Below are 17,141 nucleotides of genomic sequence, written 5' to 3'. Positions count from 1 at the left end.
GTCAGGTGGGAGCAGACGATGCATTGGGAGTCGCATAGTTACTACTGGGCGGTGCCGGCGTCCTCTGCCGGCCTGCTGTTCGCGCTGGTGTCGGTATTGGTCAACGCACTGGTGATCCGGCTGGCGGCAGGCTTCGTGCCGTCGGCGCGGGCGAGTTACGGCTGGTGCATCATCGCGGCGCTGCTGACCGAGTTCATGGCGAACATCGGCCAGGCGCTGCTGCCGGGCGGGCTCGGCGCCTTGCTGGCGATTGCCCTGGTGGCGCTGGCTTATCACCTGACGCTGCGCACCAGCATCGTCGGTTCGTTCGGCATGATGCTGGCGGTGGTCGGCGTGCGCTGGCTGCTGCTGTTCCTGTTCGCGAGCTTTGGCCTGCTCGCGGCACATGGCTGACGAGGTGAAGGCATGACGGCGCGCGAAGCGACGGCGGATGCAGGTACGGCGATGCCGCAGCGGCTCAATCGTGCCTTCCTGCTGCTCAGTGGCGGCGACGACGTCCGCCTGTGCAAGGACATCCCGGACAGCGCCTGCCGTGAACAGCCCGGCAATTATTTCCGTCATCTGCTCGCCTCGCTCGGCAACAAACTGGCCGATGAGATCGCCAGCGCGCGCCTGGTGCTGCCGTGGCTGCTGGCGCAGCTCGGTGGCAGCTCGGCGCTGATCGGCTGGCTGGTGCCGATCCGCGAGGCCGGTTCGCTGGTGCCGCAGCTGCTGGTGGCGGCGCTGGTGCGCGGGCTGGCGCGGCGCAAGTACGCCTGGGCGCTGGGTGGCCTGACCCAGGCACTGGCCGCACTGGGCATGGCGCTGATCGCGCTGTTCGGCGACGGGCCGCTCGGCGTGTGGACGGTGCTGGCGCTGTTGCTGCTGCTGGCGCTCGGTCGCGGCGTCAGCTCGATCGCCACCAAGGACGTCATGGGCAAGACCATCGGCAAGTCGCGGCGCGGCTCGCTGCTCGGCTGGAGCGATGGCATCTCCAGCATCGTCGCGCTGCTGATCGGTCTGGCGCTGCCGCTGCTTGGCGAGAGCCCGGCGCGCGGCGTGCTGGCGGCGCTGCTGTTGCTCGCGGCCGCCGGCTGGCTGCTCAACGCCGCCTGCGCACTGGCGATCCGCGAGGAGGCCGGGGCGACCGAGGGCGGTGTCAGCGCCGGTGCGGCGCTGCTCGAAGGCTGGACGCTGCTGCGTGACGACCGCGCCTTTCTGCGCTTCAACCTCAGTCGCGGTCTGCTGCTTGGCAGCGCGCTGGCTTTGCCGTATGTCGTCGTCATCTGTCATCAGCGCAGCGGCGAGGATCTCGCCGGCCTCGGCCTGCTGCTGGTCGCCAGCAATCTCGGCACATTCGTCGCCAGCCCGCTGTGGGGGCGCTGGGCCGACCGCTCCAGCCGGCAGGTGATGGCCGCCGCCGGTGCGCTCGCCGGCCTGTGTTGTCTGCTGACGGTCGGCCTGGCGGCGTGGACCGATTCGCTCTGGTGGTATGCCGGCGTCTACACCGTGCTCACTGCCGCCCACGCCGGTGTGCAGCTCGGGCGCAAGGTCTGGGTCGTCGATCTCGGCGGTGAGCGCCGCGCGCTGTACGTGGCCATGTCGAATACCCTCGCCGGTGCGCTGCTGCTGCTCGCCGGCCTGATCACTGGCGCCGTGGCCCATGCCTTCGGTGCTCACGGCGCACTGCTGCTGATGGCGCTGATGGCGCTGGTCGGGGCAGCGAGCACGCTCTGGCTCGATGACGTCGAATGAATCGCAGTTGAACGATGGAGGAATGCAGGACGATGAGCACGATCATGACCCGCAGCGTCGAATACACCCACGACGATGTGCTGCTGGAGGGCTTTATGGCCTCGCCGAGCGCACCGCAGGCGCGGCCGGCGGTGCTGCTGGTGCACGAATGGGGTGGTATCGGCGCGCATGTGCAGGCGCGGGCACGGCAGATCGCCGAACGGCTCGGCTACCATGCGCTCGCCGTCGACGTCTACGGCAAGGGCGTGCGACCGACCAGCCGCGAGGCCTGTGCCGAGACGATGATGCTCTACGTCAACGACCGCGACCTGTTGCGCGCGCGCCTGCAGGCGGCGCTGGAGTGGGTTCGCATGCAGCCCGATGTCGAGTCCGGCAGCATCGCCATCGCCGGCTACTGCTTCGGCGGCCTGGCGGCGATGGAGCTGGCGCGCAGCGGTGCCGACATCCTGCTGGCGGCGAGTTTCCACGGCAATCTGTCGACCCGCGACCCGGCCGAGGCCAAACAGATCAGCTGCCCGGTGGTGGCCTTTCACGGCGCGGCCGACCCGCTGGTCACGCAGGACGTCGTCGCCGGTTTCGAGCAGGAAATGAGCGCGGCCGGTGTCGACTGGACCGTCGTGCAGTTCGGCGGCGTCATGCATTCGTTCACCAACCCGGATGCCAACGACCCGGACTTCGGCACGGTTTACAATGCGCAGGCCGCCGAGCGTTCGTTCGCGATGTTCGGCCAGTACCTCGCCGCCGCCTTCGATGAGGCCAACAAAGTCTCGTGACCGACTCCGTGCCCGCTCCGCATCCCTATGACGAACTCGCCGATCTGACTGACGACGAGCTCGAAGCCCGCTGCTGCGCGAACTTCTGCCGCTACTGCGTCAAGTTCCTCGCGGCGCAGGCGCGGCAGCGGCGCGCCGAGATCCGCCGGGCACAGCAGGCGCAACGCCCGCCGCACGCCTGAGAGCACGCCGCTTCATGGGCGGCGGCAGTCATCGCATCAGACCATTGTGCGGCGCCCGGCGCCGCCATCGAGATTGGGATAACCATGGCCGTCAAGATCGACAGCAAAATCGTCAATTACTCCGTCCTCAGCAAGGACGAGGCGGACAAGGAAGCCGCCGCCGCTGAAGAAGCACCGATACAGGAAGCCCTCGGTTTTTCGCTCGAACAGATGCACGAGGCGCTGGAGCGCCCGGAGATGCTGCTCGGCTCCACCTACAAGGTGAAGACGCCGCTGTCCGAGCATGCGATGTACATCACCATCAACGATGTGGTGCTCAACCCGGGCACGCGCCATGAGACACGGCGCCCGTTCGAGGTGTTCATCAACTCGAAGAACATGGACCACTTCCAGTGGATCGTCGCGCTCACCCGCATCATTTCCGCGGTGTTCCGAAAGGGCGGCGACGTGACCTTCCTGGTCGAGGAGCTCAAGTCCGTGTTCGACCCGAAGGGCGGCTATTTCAAGCGTGGTGGCAAATACATGCCCTCGCTGGTCGCGGAGATCGGCGACGTCATCGAGTCGCACCTGCGCCTGATCGGCCTGCTCAAGGATGACGGCCTCGACGAGCACCAGAAGCAGCTGATCGCCGAAAAGCGTGCGCAGTACGAGGCCAGCGTGCGCCAGGCCGGGCCGGCTGCGGTGGAGAGCGGCGAATTCCCCGCCAGCGCCAGCCTGTGCAGCAAGTGCCAGACCAAGGCCGTGATCGTCATGGATGGCTGCATGACCTGCCTGAACTGCGGCGACTCCAAGTGTGGCTGAGGCTGGCTGCGGGCGCGTCGTCGCTCGCCGTGGTCACGCCATCGCAGCGTGACAATTCGCCGTGATCGGCGATGATTGACCATTGCCTGCCACGAGGACTGCGTCGATGGGATCCGAAAACCTGCGCCTGCCCGGTACGATCGGCTGCATCGACACACAGGGCCTGCGCGCGACGCTGATTTCCACCGTCGGCAATCACTGTGACGTCTGGCGGGTGACGCGGCGGCGGGTGCGCGACGGCGAGGTCAGCGAAATCGACTTCGTCATCAAGCGCCCGACGCTCGAACTCAGTTACCCGGAAATCCGCCTGCTGCTGCGCGACTGGCGCATGCTGCGCACCCAGCTCGGCGACATGGTGCCGCAGGCGGTGTTCATCGCCACCGAAGTCGACGGCGTGCCGAACATGGTGGTGGTCGCCGAGGCGGTGCAGCGCTGGTTCAACATCGCCAATCCGGTGTTCGCCGATGACGTGATGCCGCTGCTGGCGCGCGACCCGAAAGCGCGCGTGCAGCTCGCGCAGTTCATCTCCGTCGCGTACAGCTGGTACGACGAAGGGCGCGGCCGGCTGATCGACCTCTACGGGCTCGACAACCTCGTGCTCGATGTCAACCGCAACATCCGCTACATCGACAGCTTCAACGTCTTCTTCTACCCGGACATGCTCGACTATGAAGACGACGCCCAGCTGCGCGAGAAGATCGACGTCTCACTGAAGCGGCTGCACTACCTCAGTGATGTGCTGCACGAGTCGACCCCTTCCTCACACTGAGATGCGGGACTCGGCGAGCCGCGCGCTGAAAGCCTGCGTCGACAGCGGGCGCGACAGCAGATAGCCCTGCAGCAGATCGCACTGGTGCTCACACAGCCGCGCGCGCTGTCCCGGGGTTTCGACACGCTCGGCGATGACTTCCAGCCCGAGGCGATGGGCCAGTTCGATCACCGAGTAGGTGATCGTCGCATCCGGCGTGTCGCGTTCGAGGTCGGCGATGAAGCTGCCGTCGAGCTTGAGGGTGTCGAGCGGCAGGCGGCGCAGGTAGGAGAGCGAGGAATAGCCGGTGCCGAAGTCATCGAGCGCCACGCGGATGCCGAGCGCCCGCAGCGCCTCCAGCGAGGCCAGCATCGCCTCCGGCTCGTCGATCAGCACGCTCTCGGTGATCTCCAGCTCCAGGCGGTGCGGGTCGAGCCCCGAGGCGGCGAGCGCCGAGGCGACATCCGTGACCAGCCGTGGATCGCGCAGCTGCTCGACCGAAATATTGACGGCGACGCGCACGCCCTGCGGCGCCGGCCACAGCGCGGCGGCGCGGCAGGCCGAGTGCAGCACCCAGCGGCCGAGCGGCACGATCAGGCCACTTTCTTCAGCGATCGGGATGAAACAGTCGGGTGGCAGCACGCCGCGCTGCGGGTGCTGCCAGCGCAGCAGTGCCTCGGCGGCGACGATGATGCCGGCGGCATTGACCTGCGGCTGGAATTCCAGCGTGAAACTGTTCTCGTCGAGTGCGCGGCGCAGGTCGGCTTCCAGTGTCACCCGCTCGCGCACGTGGGCGTCGAGTTCGGAGCGGAAGAACTGGAACTGGCCGCGGCCGCGATCCTTGGCGTGGTACATCGCCGTATCGGCGGCCTTGAGCAGCGCTTCCGGCGTGCTGCCGTCGAGCGGGTAGAGGCTGATGCCGATGCTGGCGCCGGTCTGCCAGTGGCGGTCGTCGAAGGCGACCGGCTCCTGCAGACCATCGATCAGTTTGCGCGCCACCACCGCGGCGTCCTCAGCGCAGCGCAGGCGGTCGACGAGGACGACGAACTCGTCGCCGCCGCGCCGTGCCACCGAGTCTTCGGCGCGCAGCATCGCCTCCAGCCGCGCGCCCACCGCCTGCAGCAGGCGATCGCCGCCGGCGTGGCCGAACAGATCGTTGATGGTCTTGAAGCGGTCGAGATCGATGAACAGCACGGCGAACTGCGTCTGCTCGCGGGCTGCGCGCTGGATCGCCTGCTGCAGGTGCTCATCGAACAGCTGGCGGTTGGGCAGGCCGGTCAGCACGTCGTAATAGGCGAGCCGGCGGATGCGTGCCTCGTTGCGTTTGCGGGTGCTGATGTCGCGCACCACCGCCAGAGCGCAGGCGCGGCCGTGGTACTCGATCGGCCGGGCGACGATTTCAGCCGGCGTGCGCTGCAGGTCGCGGCGCAGGATCGCTGTCTCGCGTACCAGCACCTGACCGGCACTGATGCTTTCGCCGAGCTCGTGACTGAGCGCGTGCGCGTCCGCGGGCATCAGCGCGGGCAGCGCACGTTCGAGCAGCTCGTCGTGGGTGCGCGCAAACAGCGCACTGGCGGCGGAGTTGGCGTCGAGGATGTGCAGCGTGGGCAGGGCGATGATCAGCAGTGCGTCCGGCACCGATTCGAACACCGCGCGGTACTGCGCCTCGCTGCGCTGCAGCCGCAATTCGGCGTCGAGCCGCTCGGTGATGTCCTGGCTGATGCACACCAGCAGTTCCGGGCGACCGTCCTCGTCGAATACCGGCACCTTGGTCGTGCACAGCCGGCGCGTGCCAAGGCCGGGCACGTCGACCGGCTCGTCGGGGATATGCCTGACCTGGCCGCAGGCGAAGGCCTCCCGGTCTTTGCTCTCGAAAAACGTAGCCTGCTCGACCGGGTGCATGTCGTGCACGGTACGGCCGATGGCGTCGGCGCTGCTCTGCCGGAACAGCCGGTCCGCGGCCGGATTCCACAGCAGGTAGCGGCCGAAGCGTTCGGGGCGCCCGTCCTTGACGAACAGCGCTACCGGTAGATTGTCGATGACGGCGCGGTGCAGCCGCTCGGTGCGGCGCTGGCGCTGTTCGGCCTGCGCGCGCTCGATCGCCACCGCGGCCAGCTGGGTGGCGTCATCGACGATTACCTCGATCTCGGAGCCCGGCTGCGTCAGCGTGTGGCGCCAGTAGCAGGCGAAGGTGCCGAGCAGTGCGCCGCTGGCATCGTGGATCGGTGTCGACCAGCAGGCGCGCAGCTCGTGCGGCAGGGCCAGTCCGCTGTAGCCCGCCCACAGCGGATCATGTTCGATGTCGCCGGTGAAGACCGCGGCGTTGCGCCAGGCGGCGGTGCCGCAGGTGCCGACCTGCGGGCCGATGGCGGCGCCATCGACGGCGGCCCGATAGGTCGCGGGCAGACTGGGCGCGGCGCCATGCCGCAGGCGGCCGCCGTCGGCATCGAACAGCAGGATCGAGCAGAGCACGTCGGGGCAGAGGTTTTCCACCAGCCGTGCCAGCGCATCGAGCGTGTCGGCGAGCGCGGCGCCGGTGGCGATCATGCGCAGGATCGCGGTCTGAGCCTCGGCTCGGCGCAGCGCCCACGGGCACGCGTGCAGTTGCGTCTGCGAAGTCATCCGCGACTAATCCTCCGGCTTTGCCCTTTTTCGTCCGAGAATCACCACTCGAACAGCAGGCTAGCGGTTTGAAATGGGCCGGGCTGTTAAATCTTTTGACAAAGTGTTCTTGCGAAGAGACAGGCGCGGTTCTACCTCGCCGGGCGCTGCGCTCGCCGCCTACGCTTCGCAAAGCCGAACCCCGGAGGGAAGTCATGAAGCTGCATCGATGTGCCTGCCTGTCGCTGACGCTCGGCGGCCTGCTGCTCACGGGCGTTGCCGCGGCTGCGCCGCAGGTGGTGGTTGCCCGCGACGGCCAGAGTCAGCTGACGCTGGCCGACGGCTGGCTCGACCTGCGTGACCTGACGCATCCGACCGCGCAGCTGCAGGTCGGCTCGCGCCTGCTCAACCAGTACACCATCGTGCTGCGCGAGCCGCATCAGCCGGACCTGCCGGACGCGGACTTCATGCGCATCGCCACCGATTTTCTCGCCTCCGGGCTCGATCAGGTGCAGGTGACGCCGCGCGGCAGCGTCGACATCGGTCCGCTGAAAGGGCAGGTGGTCGAGGTGATCGGCATGAACCGCGAGACCGGCAGCCGCGTCGGCTACCTGCTGACCGGCGTGCGCACCGCGCGCAACGATTTTCAGATCGTCGGCTGGTGCCGCGGCGAGGAATTCCCGCAGCTGAAGCCGCTGCTGCTCGCCGTCGCCCAGACCTTCCGCGAACTGCCGGCACGATGAGCCGCGAACGGGTTCTGCACTGGCCGCTCGGCGGCTGGCTGTTCGGCTTTGCGCTGGTGGCCGGCTGGTCGGCGTGGCGACCGCACGACTGGCCGACCTGGTGGCTGGAGGTCGCCCCGGCGTGGATCGCGCTCGGCCTCGTCGCCGCCTGCTGGCGACGCTTTCGCTTCACGCCGCTGGCCTGCTGGCTGATGCTCGGCCACGCCGCGATCCTGTTCGTCGGCGGCCACTACACCTACGCCGAGGTGCCGGCCTTCGACTGGCTGCGCGACGCGCTCGGCCAGTCGCGCAACAATTTCGACAAGCTCGGCCATTTCGCTCAGGGATGCGTGCCGGCGATCGTCACCCGCGAGCTGGTGCTGCGCCACCGCCTGGTCAACGGCCGTGGCTGGGTGGCGTTCTTTACGGTGGCGACCTGTCTGGCGATCAGTGCCGCCTACGAGCTGATCGAGTGGCTGGCCGCGGTGTTGATGGGCGGCGGTGCCGAGGCGTTCCTCGGCACCCAGGGCGACGTCTGGGATACGCAGAGCGATATGGCGATGGCGTTGCTCGGCGCGCTGCTGGCGGTGTCGGCGCTGGCGCCCGCCCACGACCGCCAGCTCGCCGCCCTCGCTGCGGCGGATTCAGGCCGCGTGCCGCGCCAGCCGCCGGCGTAGCGTCCATTTCTCCAGCTCGACGACGACGTAGACGCTGAAGCCGACACCGATCGCCATCAGCCACTCGCGCAGGCCGAGCGCGGCGGTGCCGAGCAGTGCCTGCATCGGCGGTGCGTAGGTGAAGGCGAGCTGCAGCAGCAGCAGCGTGCCGACGCCGAGCAGCGCCACGCGGTTGCCGGTCAAGCCGGCCCAGCCGCTCGACGGGGCGATCGTGTAGCGGCTGTTGAACAGGTAGAAGATCTGGCCGACCACCAGCGAATTGACCGCCAGCGTGCGCGCGGCTTCCGGCGCCACGCCGGCAGCGGTTTCGTTGAGGTAGAGCAGCAGGCAGCCGATGGTCTGCACCACCGAGACCAGCGCCACACGCCAGGCGAGAAAGCCGTCGATCAGCGCCGCATCGCGGCGGCGCGGCGGCCGGCTCATCACGTCGGCCTCCGCCGGCTCGAAGGCCAACGCCAGCGACAGCGCCACGGCGACGACCATGTTCACCCACAGGATCTGTACCGGCGTGATCGGCAGCGACACGCCGAACAGGATTGCCGCGAGGATCACGCAGGCCTGCGCGCCGTTGGTCGGCAGTGAGAAGACGATGGCCTTCTTCAGGTTGTCGTAGATCGTGCGGCCTTCCTCGACGGCGCGGGCGATGGTGGCGAAGTTGTCGTCGGCGAGCACCACGGCGGCGGCTTCCTTGGCCGCCTCGGTGCCCTTGTCGCCCATCGCCACGCCGACGTCGGCGCGCTTGAGCGCCGGTGCGTCGTTGACGCCGTCGCCGGTCATCGCCACCACTTCGCCTTCGGCCTGCAAGGCGCTGACCAGGCGCAGCTTGTGCTCGGGGCTGGCGCGGGCGTAGACGTCGACCTCGCGCACCTGCGCGCGCAGCGCCGCTTCATCGAGCGTCTCGATCTCGGCGCCGCTCAGCACCCGGCCGTTGCGGCCGATGCCGAGCTCGTGAGCGATCGCGCAGGCGGTGGCGGCGTGATCGCCGGTGATCATCTTCACGCGCACGCCGGCGCTCTGGCAGCGCTGCACTGCCGCCATCGCCTCCGGTCGCGGCGGGTCCATGATGCCGAGCAGGCCGACCAGTTGCAGGCAACCGTGCAGCTGCGCCGGCGTCAGCACCTGCGGTACTTCGGCGAGCGCGCAGCGGGCCAGCGCCAGCACGCGCTGGCCGCGTGCCGCCAGCGCATCGATGTGCGCCTGCCAGACGGCCGCATCGAGCACGCCGCTGTCACCGTCGGCGCGGCGCTGGCTGGCGCACATCGCCAGCACCGCCTCCGGCGCGCCCTTGACATAGATTTCGGCGCCGCCGTGCGGGCTGGCGTGCAGCGTGGCCATGTAGCGGTGTTCGGATTCGAAGGGAATGCTGTCGAGTCGCGGCCAGGCACTGCGCTCGCTCGCCGTATCGAGCCCGGCCTTGCGCGCCAGGCACAGCAGCGCACCTTCGGTCGGATCGCCCTCGACCTGCCAGGCGCCGTCGCGCTCGCGCAGCTGGGCGTCGTTGCACAGCTCGGCGATGCGCGCGAGCTGCTGCAGCGTGCTCTGCGCCGAGGCCGCGAGCGGCTGGCCGTCATCGCCGACGATCGCGCCCTGCGGCGCGTAGCCGACGCCGTCGACGCGCGCCTGCAGGCCGTCGGCGCTGAGGCTTTTCACTGTCATCGCGTTCTGCGTCAGCGTGCCGGTCTTGTCCGAGCAGATCACCGTCACCGAGCCCAGCGTCTCCACCGCCGGCATGCGCCGCACGATGGCGTGGTGCGCCGCCATGCGCTGCATGCCGAGCGCAAAGGTGATGCTCATGATCGCCGGCAGCCCTTCGGGGATCGCGGCGACGGCCAGGCCGACCGCGGCCATGAACATGTCGCTCAGCGCGTAGCCGCGCCACAGCGCGCCGACGGCGAAGGTCGCCGCGGCGATGGCGAGGATCAGCAGCGTCAGCCAGCGGCCGAAGCGGTTGATCTGTTCGAGCAGCGGCGTCGTGGTGCTGCCGACCCGCGCCAGCAGCGTGCTGATGCGGCCGATTTCGGTGTGCGTGCCGGTGGCGATGACCAGGCCGGCGGCCTGGCCGGTGGCGATCAGCGTGCCGGAGTAGGCCATGCAGCTGCGGTCACCGAGCGTGGCGGCCGCCTCGATGGCGGCGGCGTGCTTGTCGACGGCCTCGGCCTCGCCGGTCAGCGCCGCCTCCTGCACGCGCAGGTTCTTCACATGCAGCAGGCGCAGGTCGGCGGGCACTTTGTCGCCGGAGCTGAGCAGCACCACGTCGCCGGGGACCAGCGCCTCGGCGGCGATCTCGCGGCGGTGGCCGTCGCGATAGACCAGTGCATGCGGCGAGAGCATGTTGCGGATCGCCGCCAGCGCCGATTCGGCTTTGCCCTCCTGTATGAAACCGACCAGCGCGTTGAGCACGGTGACTGCGAGGATCACCGTCGCGTCGACGTAATGGCCGAGCAGCACCGAGGTCACCGCCGAGGCCAGCAGCACGTAGATCAGCACGTTGTCGAACTGACGCAGGAAGCGCAGCAGCGGGCTGACCGGGCGCGGCGGCGCCAGGCGGTTGGCGCCGTGCGAGCGCAGCCGCGCCGCCGCCTCGGCCTCGGCGAGGCCGCGCGGGCTTGAATCGAGCGCCGTCAGCGCCTCTTCTGAACTGCAGGCATGCCAAGGCCGTTGCGGCGCCTCGCGGACCGTCGTCTGTTCCACCATGATGTGTCGCGTCCTTTACCCGAGTCTCACCTGTAAGACTAGGACGCCGACACGAGGTTCGCCGTGAGCTGGCTCAGTGCGGCTGCTTGGCCGTGAGCAGGTCGGCTGTATCGAGCGTCAGTTCGAGCGAGTGAAACTGGGCGGCGCGGGCCTTGTCGGCCGGCATCGGCAGCGGCGAGGCGTCGAGCACGGCCTTGACCAGCGAGGCGTCGACGTCGCGTGCACCGGTGCGCTTGAGCAGCTTCACGGTTTTGACGTTGCCGGCATCGTCACAGTTGATCAGCAGCCGCGCACTCAGCGCCCGCGGTGATTTCTGCAGCGAACGTGGTACCACCCAGACCTGGCGGACGCGGTCGTGCAGTTCGGCGGCCTGGGCCTCCTGCGAGCTGGGGCCAACCGGGGTCTGGAGGCCCGATTGCGCGCAGCCGGCGAGCAGGGAGGCCGCGCACAGGGCGGCGAGCAGGGGGCGAGCGAGGTGGGAGACCAGTCGCTTGAGCAGGAACATGGATGCTTCCTCAGCCGGCGCCGGCAGTGGCGCCGGTATCACGATGAGCCGTCAGGGCACGGCAGGAACGGCGGGTCGAAATGCGCGGCAGGGTAATCGGCGGATGGTGCAGTGCACAAGATGCATGGAACGGCGTCGCTGCAGCGGCTCGCGGCTTCACGCCAGCACCGATTCGCTCAGCTCGGCCCAGGCAGGCAGCCGGTCGAGCAGCTCAAGCTCGCCCAGATAGCCGGTGTCGAGTATGGCCGCCGGCGCGTCCGGCAGCTGCGAGAGGGCGTTGGCGACGTGCACGAAGGTCAGCGCGCTGCGATCGAGCGTTTCGCGGTCCTGCGGATGGTGGTGATAGGCCACCGCCTCGACGATGGTTTCCGGCAGCCCCCACAGACCGAGCAGGTAGGCGCCGGTTTCGGCGTGGGCGGCGCCGAACAGCTGGCGCTCGGCCTCGCAGGGCGCGAGGTTTTCCTCGGCGCACAGATGCACGACCTTGGCGTAGATGTTGGGCATGTTGGCGGCGAGGATCAGCTTGCCGGTGTCGTGCAGCAGGCCGGCGGTGAAGGCGTCGTTGATCATTTCGCGCGGGGCTTTTTCCGCCTGCGCCAGGGCCCGCGCCAGCGCGCCGGTGCGCACCGAGTGCCGCCACAGCCGCTCGACCGACAGCGTGCGCAGGGTTTCCTCCTCGAACTGCGAGAACACCTGCACCGACAGCACCAGCGACTTGATGGTGTCGAGGCCGAGCAGCATCAGCGCGGTGTCGAGGTCGCTGACGTGGCGCGACAGCGAAAAATACGCCGAGTTGACCAGCTGCAGGATCTTCGCCGCCATTGCCGGGTCCTGCTCGATGATGCGGGCGACTTCGCTGAAGTTGATGTCGACGTCCTGCAGCGCATCGACCAGCTCGCGGTACAGCGCCGGCATGCTCGGCAGCGAGTCGAGCCGCGACACCAGCGCCTTGAGCGGCGTATCGCCGTCGAGGAACTTGCGCAGCGCCAGCGCGCGGCTGACGGTGGCGCGCAGCGTCGAGGCGTCGCAGGGCTTGGCGAGGAACTGATGCGAGACGTGCAGCGCGTCGAGCGTGCGGTCGCGGTCGGTCTGGCGGGCGAGGATGATGCGCACGACCTGAGGGTGACGCAGCATGACTTCGGCGAGGAACTCGCTGCCATCCATCACCGGCATCGAGGTGTCGGAGACGACCACGTCAAACGCCCCGCGGGCGAGCTGTTCGAGCGCACGCCGCGGATCACTCACGAACTCCATGCTCCACAGCTCACGCATCGGTTCGAGCATGGTTTCGAGCGCTTTGAGCACGGCGCTTTCGTCATCAACGAACAGAATGCGTCGTTTCTCCATGGGAACTGTCCACCGGGGCAGGATGCTGTGCTCATCCTAATCGTAAAGTTAGGTGGTCGCACCGCCTGCTTGCCCCCGCTTGCAGGCAGCACCGAAGATGAGCGGTCGACCAGCCGTTGGAGCTTAGTGCACATGAATGCCTTGCCCACCACGATGACCGCCATCGAGATCACCACGCCCGGCGGTCCCGACGTGCTCAAACCCTGCACCCGACCGCTGCCGCAGCCGGCCGCCGGCGAGGTGCTGATCCGCGTCGCCGCTGCCGGCATCAACCGTCCCGACTGCGCGCAGCGTGCCGGCGCCTACCCGGCGCCGCCGGGCGCCTCCGACCTGCCGGGGCTGGAAGTCGCCGGCGAGATCGTTGCCGTCGGCAGCGAGGCCGGCGACTGGCGTGTCGGCGAGGCGGTCTGTGCCCTGGTCAACGGTGGCGGCTACGCCGAGTACTGCACGGCGCCGGCCGGCCAGGTGCTGCCGTGGCCGCAGGGCCTGAGCGCGATCGAGGCGGCGGCGCTGCCGGAGACCTGTTTCACCGTCTGGAGCAACGTCTTCCAGCGCGGCCGGCTGGCCGCCGGCGAGATCCTGCTGGTGCACGGCGGTGCCAGCGGCATCGGCAGCACGGCGATTCCGCTGGCCCGCGCCCGCGGCGCGCGGGTGTTCGCCACCGCCGGCGGCGCGCTCAAGTGCGCGGCCTGCACCCAGCTCGGCGCCGAGCTGGCGATCGACTACCGCGAGCAGGATTTCGCCGAAGCGGTGAAAGCGGCGACCGGCGGCCGCGGCGTCGACGTCATCCTCGACATGGTCGGCGGCGACTACCTGCCGCGCAATCTCAGTGCGCTGGCGGTCGAGGGCCGTCTGGTGATGATCGCCGGCCTGCACGGCTACAAGGCCGAGATCAATCTGTGGACGGTGATGGCCAAGCGCCTGACCGTCACCGGCTCGACGCTGCGCCCGCGCTCGGCCGCCGATAAAGCTGCGATCGCCGCCGAGCTGCGTGCCGAGGTCTGGCCGCTGCTGGCGGCAGGGCGGTTCAAGCCGCTGATCCACGCCAGCCTGCCGCTGGCCGAGGCTGCCGCCGCGCACGCCCTGCTCGAATCGAACGCGGTCAGCGGCAAGCTGGTGCTGAGCGTCTGAGCGTCTGAGCGTCTGAGCGTCTGAGCGTCTGAGCGTCTGAGCGTCTGAGCGTCTGAGCCGCTGGCGCTCAAGTTTTTCCTGGCGCCGCCGCTAACTGATTGGGCACGGAACAGAAATCGCCGTGCGCGGAGGCGGCGGTGGACAGGCAGCGTGATTACCCCTTCCCCTGGTACGCGCGGGGCGGCTGGTGGTTCGGCCGCTTCGGTGCGGTGTTCGGCCCGTTTCCCGACCTGGCGGCGGTGCGCGAGGGCCTGGCGATTGCCCAGCGCGTCGATCGCGACTGGTGTCTGCGCGACCGACGCGGTGATCGCGGCTGAGACTGTTTAGGTTTTGGCTATTTGATCTGAACAATCTTTCAATTGGATCTATCGATACGGGCTCCCCAGAATGCAGGCCATGTCACCGCCGCCGGCGGTCCAGCCAGCCCATAGGGAGCACCACGATGAGCCAGCAGCAGCGCCCCGCGATCAAGACCTGGGAAAACCTCGAAGCCGCTTTCGCCGGCGAATCGATGGCCCATATCAAATACCGCTACTTCGCCCGCATCGCCCGCCAGCTCGGTGACGAGGCCACCGCGCAGGTGTTCGAGGCCACCGCCGAGCAGGAAGTCCTGCACGCCTTCGGCCACCTCGACCTGCTCTACCCGAAGGCCGAGCTGACGGCGGCGAAGTGCCTGCAGATCGCCATTGCCGGCGAGACCTACGAATACACCGAGATGTATCCGAAATTCCGCGACACCGCCGTGGCCGAAGGCAAGGCCGAGGCGGTCGCCGAAATCGACGAGCAGATCGCTGAATCGCGCGAACACGCGGCGCAGTTCGCCGCGGCGCTGGAGCGGGCGGCCAAGCGCTTCGCCGCGCTGGCCAAGGTCGAGGAGCGGCATGCCGCGCACTATCGCGAACAGCTCGCGCGCGTCGACGCTGAGTCCGTCTGAGGCCTGGCTGCGTAAACCCATCAGGTCCGCGTCAATACACCAATCACATCATTCAAGTCAGGAGTCGAGATCATGAAAGTCTGGCAATGCGTCGTCTGCGGTTACATCTACGACGAAGCCTCGGGCGACCCGGAGCACGGCATTGCGCCCGGCACGGCCTGGGAAGACGTGCCGGATGACTGGTGCTGCCCCGACTGCGGCGTCTCCAAGGCCGATTTCGAGATGGTCGAAGTCTGAAAAAACCTGATCCGGCGGCGGGGGCAGCCCCGCGCCGCCGCCTGCCCGGAGATCACTGCATGCAGCCGCTCGTCATCATCGGCGCCGGCCTCGCCGGCTATACCCTCGCGCGTGAATGGCGCAAACACGATGCGCACAGCCCGCTGACGCTGGTCTGTGCCGATCACGGCGATTTCTACGCCAAGCCGATGCTGTCCAACGCCTTCGCCCAGCACAAGGAGCCCGAGCGGCTGATCAATGCGCCGGCGGCGCAGATGGCCGAGCAGCTCGGCGCCCGCCTGCTCAGCGAAACCCGTGTCGAGGCGCTCGACATCGCCGCGCAGCGCATCACCACGGCGGCCGGGACGCTCGAATACGGCGCGCTGGTGCTGGCGCTCGGCGCCGATCCGATCCGTCTGCCGCTCGCCGGCGATGCCGCGGCGGCGGTGCTGTCGGTCAACGATCTCGATGACTATCGCCGGCTGCGGGGGCTGCTGAAGCCCGCGGCGCGGGTGGCGATCCTCGGTGGCGGCCTGATCGGCTGCGAGTTCGCCAACGATTTCGCCGGCGCCGGTCTGGCGGTGACGCTGCTCGATCCGGCGCCGCGACCGCTGGCGAGCCTGGCGCCGGCCGCGGTCGGTGAGCGGCTGGCCGCGGCGCTGGTCGCCCACGGCGTCGACTGGCGCCCCGGCCGCGCGCTGCGCGCCGTCGAGCACGCCGCCACGGGCTACCGGCTGACGCTCGACGACGGCAGCGAGCTGTTCGCCGATGTCGTGCTGTCGGCGGTCGGTCTGCGTCCGCGCACGCAGCTGGCGCAGGCGGCCGGGCTGGCCACGGCGCGCGGCATCGTCGTCGATGGCGGGCTGCGCAGCTCGGCGCCGGCGGTGTACGCGCTCGGTGACTGCGCCGAGATCGAGGGCCGGGTGCGTGCCTACGTCATGCCGATCATGCAGACGGCGCGGGCACTGGCGCAGACGCTGGCCGGCACGCCGAGCCACGTCGCTTTCCCGCCGATGCCGGTGGTGGTGAAAACGCCGGCCTGCCCGATCGTCGTCGAGCCGCCGGCCGCCGGGCTCGCGGTCGACTGGCGCTATGAAGAGCTCGCCGGCGGTCTGATCGCGCGCGGCGTTGCCGCCGACGGCACGCTGGCCGGTTTCGCCCTGGCCGGCAGCGGCGTCGTCGGCCAGCGCAATGCGCTGGTCAAGGCGCTGGGAGCGCCGGTCTGAAGGCTCAGACGCGGTCGAGGAAGTTCAGCAGCACCGGGTTGACCCAGTCCGGGCGGCTGCGGAAGGTGCCGTGGCCGGTGCCCGGCACGATGAACAGCTCGCCATGCGGCAGCGCGTGGAAAATCGCCAGGATGTGATCGAGGCGCACCGCGTCGTGGTCACCGGCCATCACCAGCACCGGCTGCTGGATGCCGGCGAGCAGCTGCGGACTGAGCTCCCGCGCGGTCGGCGCGTTCAGCCACAGCTCGCGCAGCTTGTCGGCGAGCGTCGGCGGGGCATCGGAATCCGCCGCCGCGGCACTGTCCTCGCGCATGTCATCGAGGTCGGACTTCGGCAGGCCGGCCGGCGAGATATTGACGCCGCTGACCACCAGCCGGCGCAGCAGCCGCGGGTGATGCACGGCGAGCATCAGCGCGAGGATGCCGCCGTCGCTGAAGCCGACGGCATCGACCGGGCCGAGATCGAGCTGGCCGAGCAGCGCGGCGGTGTCTTCCATCATCGCCGTGTAGCTGAGCGGCCCCGGCAGCGCCGGTGTTTCACCCTGGCCGACCTGATCGGGGGCGATCACTTCGTGGCCGGCGGCGACCAGCTCGTCGAGCTGGCGGGCAAAGGAGTGCGCGCCGGAGTCACCGCCGCCGTGCAGCAGCAGTACCGGCGTGCCGCTGCCGTAGCGCAGGTAGTGCAGCGGGTGACCGTTGACCTGGGTCCAGTGACTCGGCCCGGTCGCCGGGGCGACACCGAGACTGAGCAGCAGCAGCGCGCTGAACAGCGCGAGCAGCGGGTACAGGCGGGGACGGGGTGGTTTCATCGGGCACATGCTCGCACGGGCGACGGCCGCCTGCACGCTGCA

18 protein-coding genes are annotated in these 17,141 nt (G+C 69.1%); 13 read left to right on the top strand and 5 right to left on the bottom strand.

Annotated features, from left to right (window positions below; all coding sequences use genetic code 11):
- Window positions 1–18: 18 nt before the first annotated feature.
- The 6 genes from C7443_RS04175 (at window position 19) to C7443_RS04145 (ending at window position 4,259) form a co-directional block, all read left to right on the top strand.
- Complete coding sequence (locus tag C7443_RS04175) at window positions 19–393, top strand: hypothetical protein (RefSeq protein ID WP_110017305.1); 375 nt, start codon at window positions 19–21, stop codon at window positions 391–393.
- Window positions 394–405: 12 nt separating this feature from the next.
- Window positions 406–1,734, top strand: coding sequence for an MFS transporter (locus C7443_RS04170; protein ID WP_246004538.1), 1,329 nt, complete (start codon window positions 406–408; stop codon window positions 1,732–1,734).
- Window positions 1,735–1,766: 32 nt separating this feature from the next.
- Window positions 1,767–2,507 (top strand): dienelactone hydrolase family protein, encoded by a 741-nt coding sequence (locus C7443_RS04165; protein WP_170123488.1) that lies wholly within the window; start codon window positions 1,767–1,769, stop codon window positions 2,505–2,507.
- 8 nt (window positions 2,508–2,515) lie between these two features.
- The gene (locus tag C7443_RS20070) at window positions 2,516–2,689 is read left to right on the top strand and encodes a hypothetical protein (RefSeq protein WP_170123487.1); all 174 of its coding nucleotides are present in this window, start codon (window positions 2,516–2,518) and stop codon (window positions 2,687–2,689) included.
- Window positions 2,690–2,773: 84 nt separating this feature from the next.
- On the top strand, window positions 2,774–3,490 hold the full coding sequence (locus tag C7443_RS04155) for a TSCPD domain-containing protein (protein WP_110017302.1): 717 nt from the start codon (window positions 2,774–2,776) through the stop codon (window positions 3,488–3,490).
- Window positions 3,491–3,596: 106 nt separating this feature from the next.
- Window positions 3,597–4,259, top strand: a complete 663-nt coding sequence (locus C7443_RS04145; protein ID WP_146213229.1) for a hypothetical protein — start codon at window positions 3,597–3,599, stop codon at window positions 4,257–4,259.
- Here C7443_RS04145 and C7443_RS04140 read toward each other — a convergent pair.
- Window positions 4,251–6,860, bottom strand: coding sequence for a putative bifunctional diguanylate cyclase/phosphodiesterase (locus tag C7443_RS04140; RefSeq protein WP_110017299.1), 2,610 nt, complete (start codon window positions 6,858–6,860; stop codon window positions 4,251–4,253). The two genes, C7443_RS04145 and C7443_RS04140, sit on opposite strands and share 9 nt — an antisense overlap.
- A 194-nt stretch (window positions 6,861–7,054) precedes the next feature.
- On the opposite strand from C7443_RS04140, the gene C7443_RS04135 reads away from it, so the two are divergent.
- Both C7443_RS04135 and C7443_RS04130 read left to right on the top strand, forming a co-directional pair.
- Complete coding sequence (locus C7443_RS04135; RefSeq protein ID WP_110017298.1) at window positions 7,055–7,582, top strand: hypothetical protein; 528 nt, start codon at window positions 7,055–7,057, stop codon at window positions 7,580–7,582.
- Window positions 7,579–8,238 carry a DUF2238 domain-containing protein gene (locus tag C7443_RS04130; protein WP_110017297.1) on the top strand — a complete coding sequence of 220 codons (660 nt, stop codon included), beginning with the start codon at window positions 7,579–7,581 and terminating at the stop codon, window positions 8,236–8,238. The genes C7443_RS04135 and C7443_RS04130 overlap by 4 nt, the downstream gene beginning before the upstream one ends.
- Here the strand turns inward: C7443_RS04130 and C7443_RS04125 are convergent.
- The 3 genes from C7443_RS04125 to C7443_RS04115 form a co-directional block, all read right to left on the bottom strand.
- Window positions 8,206–10,932 carry an HAD-IC family P-type ATPase gene (locus C7443_RS04125; protein WP_110017296.1) on the bottom strand — a complete coding sequence of 909 codons (2,727 nt, stop codon included), beginning with the start codon at window positions 10,930–10,932 and terminating at the stop codon, window positions 8,206–8,208. The genes C7443_RS04130 and C7443_RS04125 overlap by 33 nt on opposite strands.
- A gap of 73 nt (window positions 10,933–11,005) precedes the next feature.
- Complete coding sequence (locus tag C7443_RS04120; protein WP_110017295.1) at window positions 11,006–11,437, bottom strand: TonB family protein; 432 nt, start codon at window positions 11,435–11,437, stop codon at window positions 11,006–11,008.
- Window positions 11,438–11,593: 156 nt separating this feature from the next.
- Complete coding sequence (locus tag C7443_RS04115; protein WP_110017294.1) at window positions 11,594–12,784, bottom strand: response regulator; 1,191 nt, start codon at window positions 12,782–12,784, stop codon at window positions 11,594–11,596.
- A 153-nt stretch (window positions 12,785–12,937) separates the two neighbouring features.
- Between C7443_RS04115 and C7443_RS04110 the strand changes: the two genes are divergently transcribed.
- From C7443_RS04110 to C7443_RS04090, 5 genes are all read left to right on the top strand, one after another.
- Entirely contained in the window at window positions 12,938–13,915 is a 978-nt protein-coding gene (locus C7443_RS04110) for an NAD(P)H-quinone oxidoreductase (RefSeq protein WP_110017575.1), read from the top strand.
- Between the two features lie 137 nt (window positions 13,916–14,052).
- Window positions 14,053–14,232 (top strand): hypothetical protein, encoded by a 180-nt coding sequence (locus C7443_RS04105; protein WP_110017293.1) that lies wholly within the window; start codon window positions 14,053–14,055, stop codon window positions 14,230–14,232.
- 125 nt (window positions 14,233–14,357) lie between these two features.
- On the top strand, window positions 14,358–14,849 hold the full coding sequence (locus tag C7443_RS04100) for a rubrerythrin family protein (RefSeq protein WP_110017292.1): 492 nt from the start codon (window positions 14,358–14,360) through the stop codon (window positions 14,847–14,849).
- A 72-nt stretch (window positions 14,850–14,921) separates the two neighbouring features.
- Window positions 14,922–15,086: a rubredoxin gene (locus C7443_RS04095; protein WP_110017291.1), complete on the top strand. Its 165-nt coding sequence runs from the start codon at window positions 14,922–14,924 to the stop codon at window positions 15,084–15,086.
- Window positions 15,087–15,145: 59 nt separating this feature from the next.
- Complete coding sequence (locus tag C7443_RS04090) at window positions 15,146–16,291, top strand: FAD-dependent oxidoreductase (RefSeq protein ID WP_110017290.1); 1,146 nt, start codon at window positions 15,146–15,148, stop codon at window positions 16,289–16,291.
- 4 nt (window positions 16,292–16,295) lie between these two features.
- On the opposite strand, the gene C7443_RS04085 is transcribed toward C7443_RS04090, so the two are convergent.
- Window positions 16,296–17,099, bottom strand: a complete 804-nt coding sequence (locus C7443_RS04085; protein ID WP_170123486.1) for an alpha/beta fold hydrolase — start codon at window positions 17,097–17,099, stop codon at window positions 16,296–16,298.
- Window positions 17,100–17,141: the final 42 nt, after the last annotated feature.

Origin of the sequence: Plasticicumulans acidivorans, from assembly GCF_003182095.1 — a bacterium.
Classification (GTDB): Bacteria; Pseudomonadota; Gammaproteobacteria; order Competibacterales; family Competibacteraceae; genus Plasticicumulans; species Plasticicumulans acidivorans.
Note: the sequence above shows the minus strand (reverse complement) of the source record. Positions and strands in the feature narration are given on the sequence as shown.

Bases quoted from the DNA above. Each gene is read 5' to 3' on its own strand.
- C7443_RS04175 (WP_110017305.1), top strand. From the start codon at position 19: ATGCATTGGGAGTCGCATAGTTACTACTGGGCGGTGCCGGCGTCCTCT.
- C7443_RS04170 (WP_246004538.1), top strand. From the start codon at position 406: ATGACGGCGCGCGAAGCGACGGCGGATGCAGGTACGGCGATGCCGCAG.
- C7443_RS04165 (WP_170123488.1), top strand. From the start codon at position 1,767: ATGAGCACGATCATGACCCGCAGCGTCGAATACACCCACGACGATGTG.
- C7443_RS04155 (WP_110017302.1), top strand. From the start codon at position 2,774: ATGGCCGTCAAGATCGACAGCAAAATCGTCAATTACTCCGTCCTCAGC.
- C7443_RS04145 (WP_146213229.1), top strand. From the start codon at position 3,597: ATGGGATCCGAAAACCTGCGCCTGCCCGGTACGATCGGCTGCATCGAC.
- C7443_RS04140 (WP_110017299.1), bottom strand. From the start codon at position 6,860: ATGACTTCGCAGACGCAACTGCACGCGTGCCCGTGGGCGCTGCGCCGA.
- C7443_RS04135 (WP_110017298.1), top strand. From the start codon at position 7,055: ATGAAGCTGCATCGATGTGCCTGCCTGTCGCTGACGCTCGGCGGCCTG.
- C7443_RS04130 (WP_110017297.1), top strand. From the start codon at position 7,579: ATGAGCCGCGAACGGGTTCTGCACTGGCCGCTCGGCGGCTGGCTGTTC.
- C7443_RS04125 (WP_110017296.1), bottom strand. From the start codon at position 10,932: ATGGTGGAACAGACGACGGTCCGCGAGGCGCCGCAACGGCCTTGGCAT.
- C7443_RS04120 (WP_110017295.1), bottom strand. From the start codon at position 11,437: ATGTTCCTGCTCAAGCGACTGGTCTCCCACCTCGCTCGCCCCCTGCTC.
- C7443_RS04115 (WP_110017294.1), bottom strand. From the start codon at position 12,784: ATGGAGAAACGACGCATTCTGTTCGTTGATGACGAAAGCGCCGTGCTC.
- C7443_RS04110 (WP_110017575.1), top strand. From the start codon at position 12,938: ATGACCGCCATCGAGATCACCACGCCCGGCGGTCCCGACGTGCTCAAA.
- C7443_RS04100 (WP_110017292.1), top strand. From the start codon at position 14,358: ATGAGCCAGCAGCAGCGCCCCGCGATCAAGACCTGGGAAAACCTCGAA.
- C7443_RS04095 (WP_110017291.1), top strand. From the start codon at position 14,922: ATGAAAGTCTGGCAATGCGTCGTCTGCGGTTACATCTACGACGAAGCC.
- C7443_RS04090 (WP_110017290.1), top strand. From the start codon at position 15,146: ATGCAGCCGCTCGTCATCATCGGCGCCGGCCTCGCCGGCTATACCCTC.
- C7443_RS04085 (WP_170123486.1), bottom strand. From the start codon at position 17,099: ATGAAACCACCCCGTCCCCGCCTGTACCCGCTGCTCGCGCTGTTCAGC.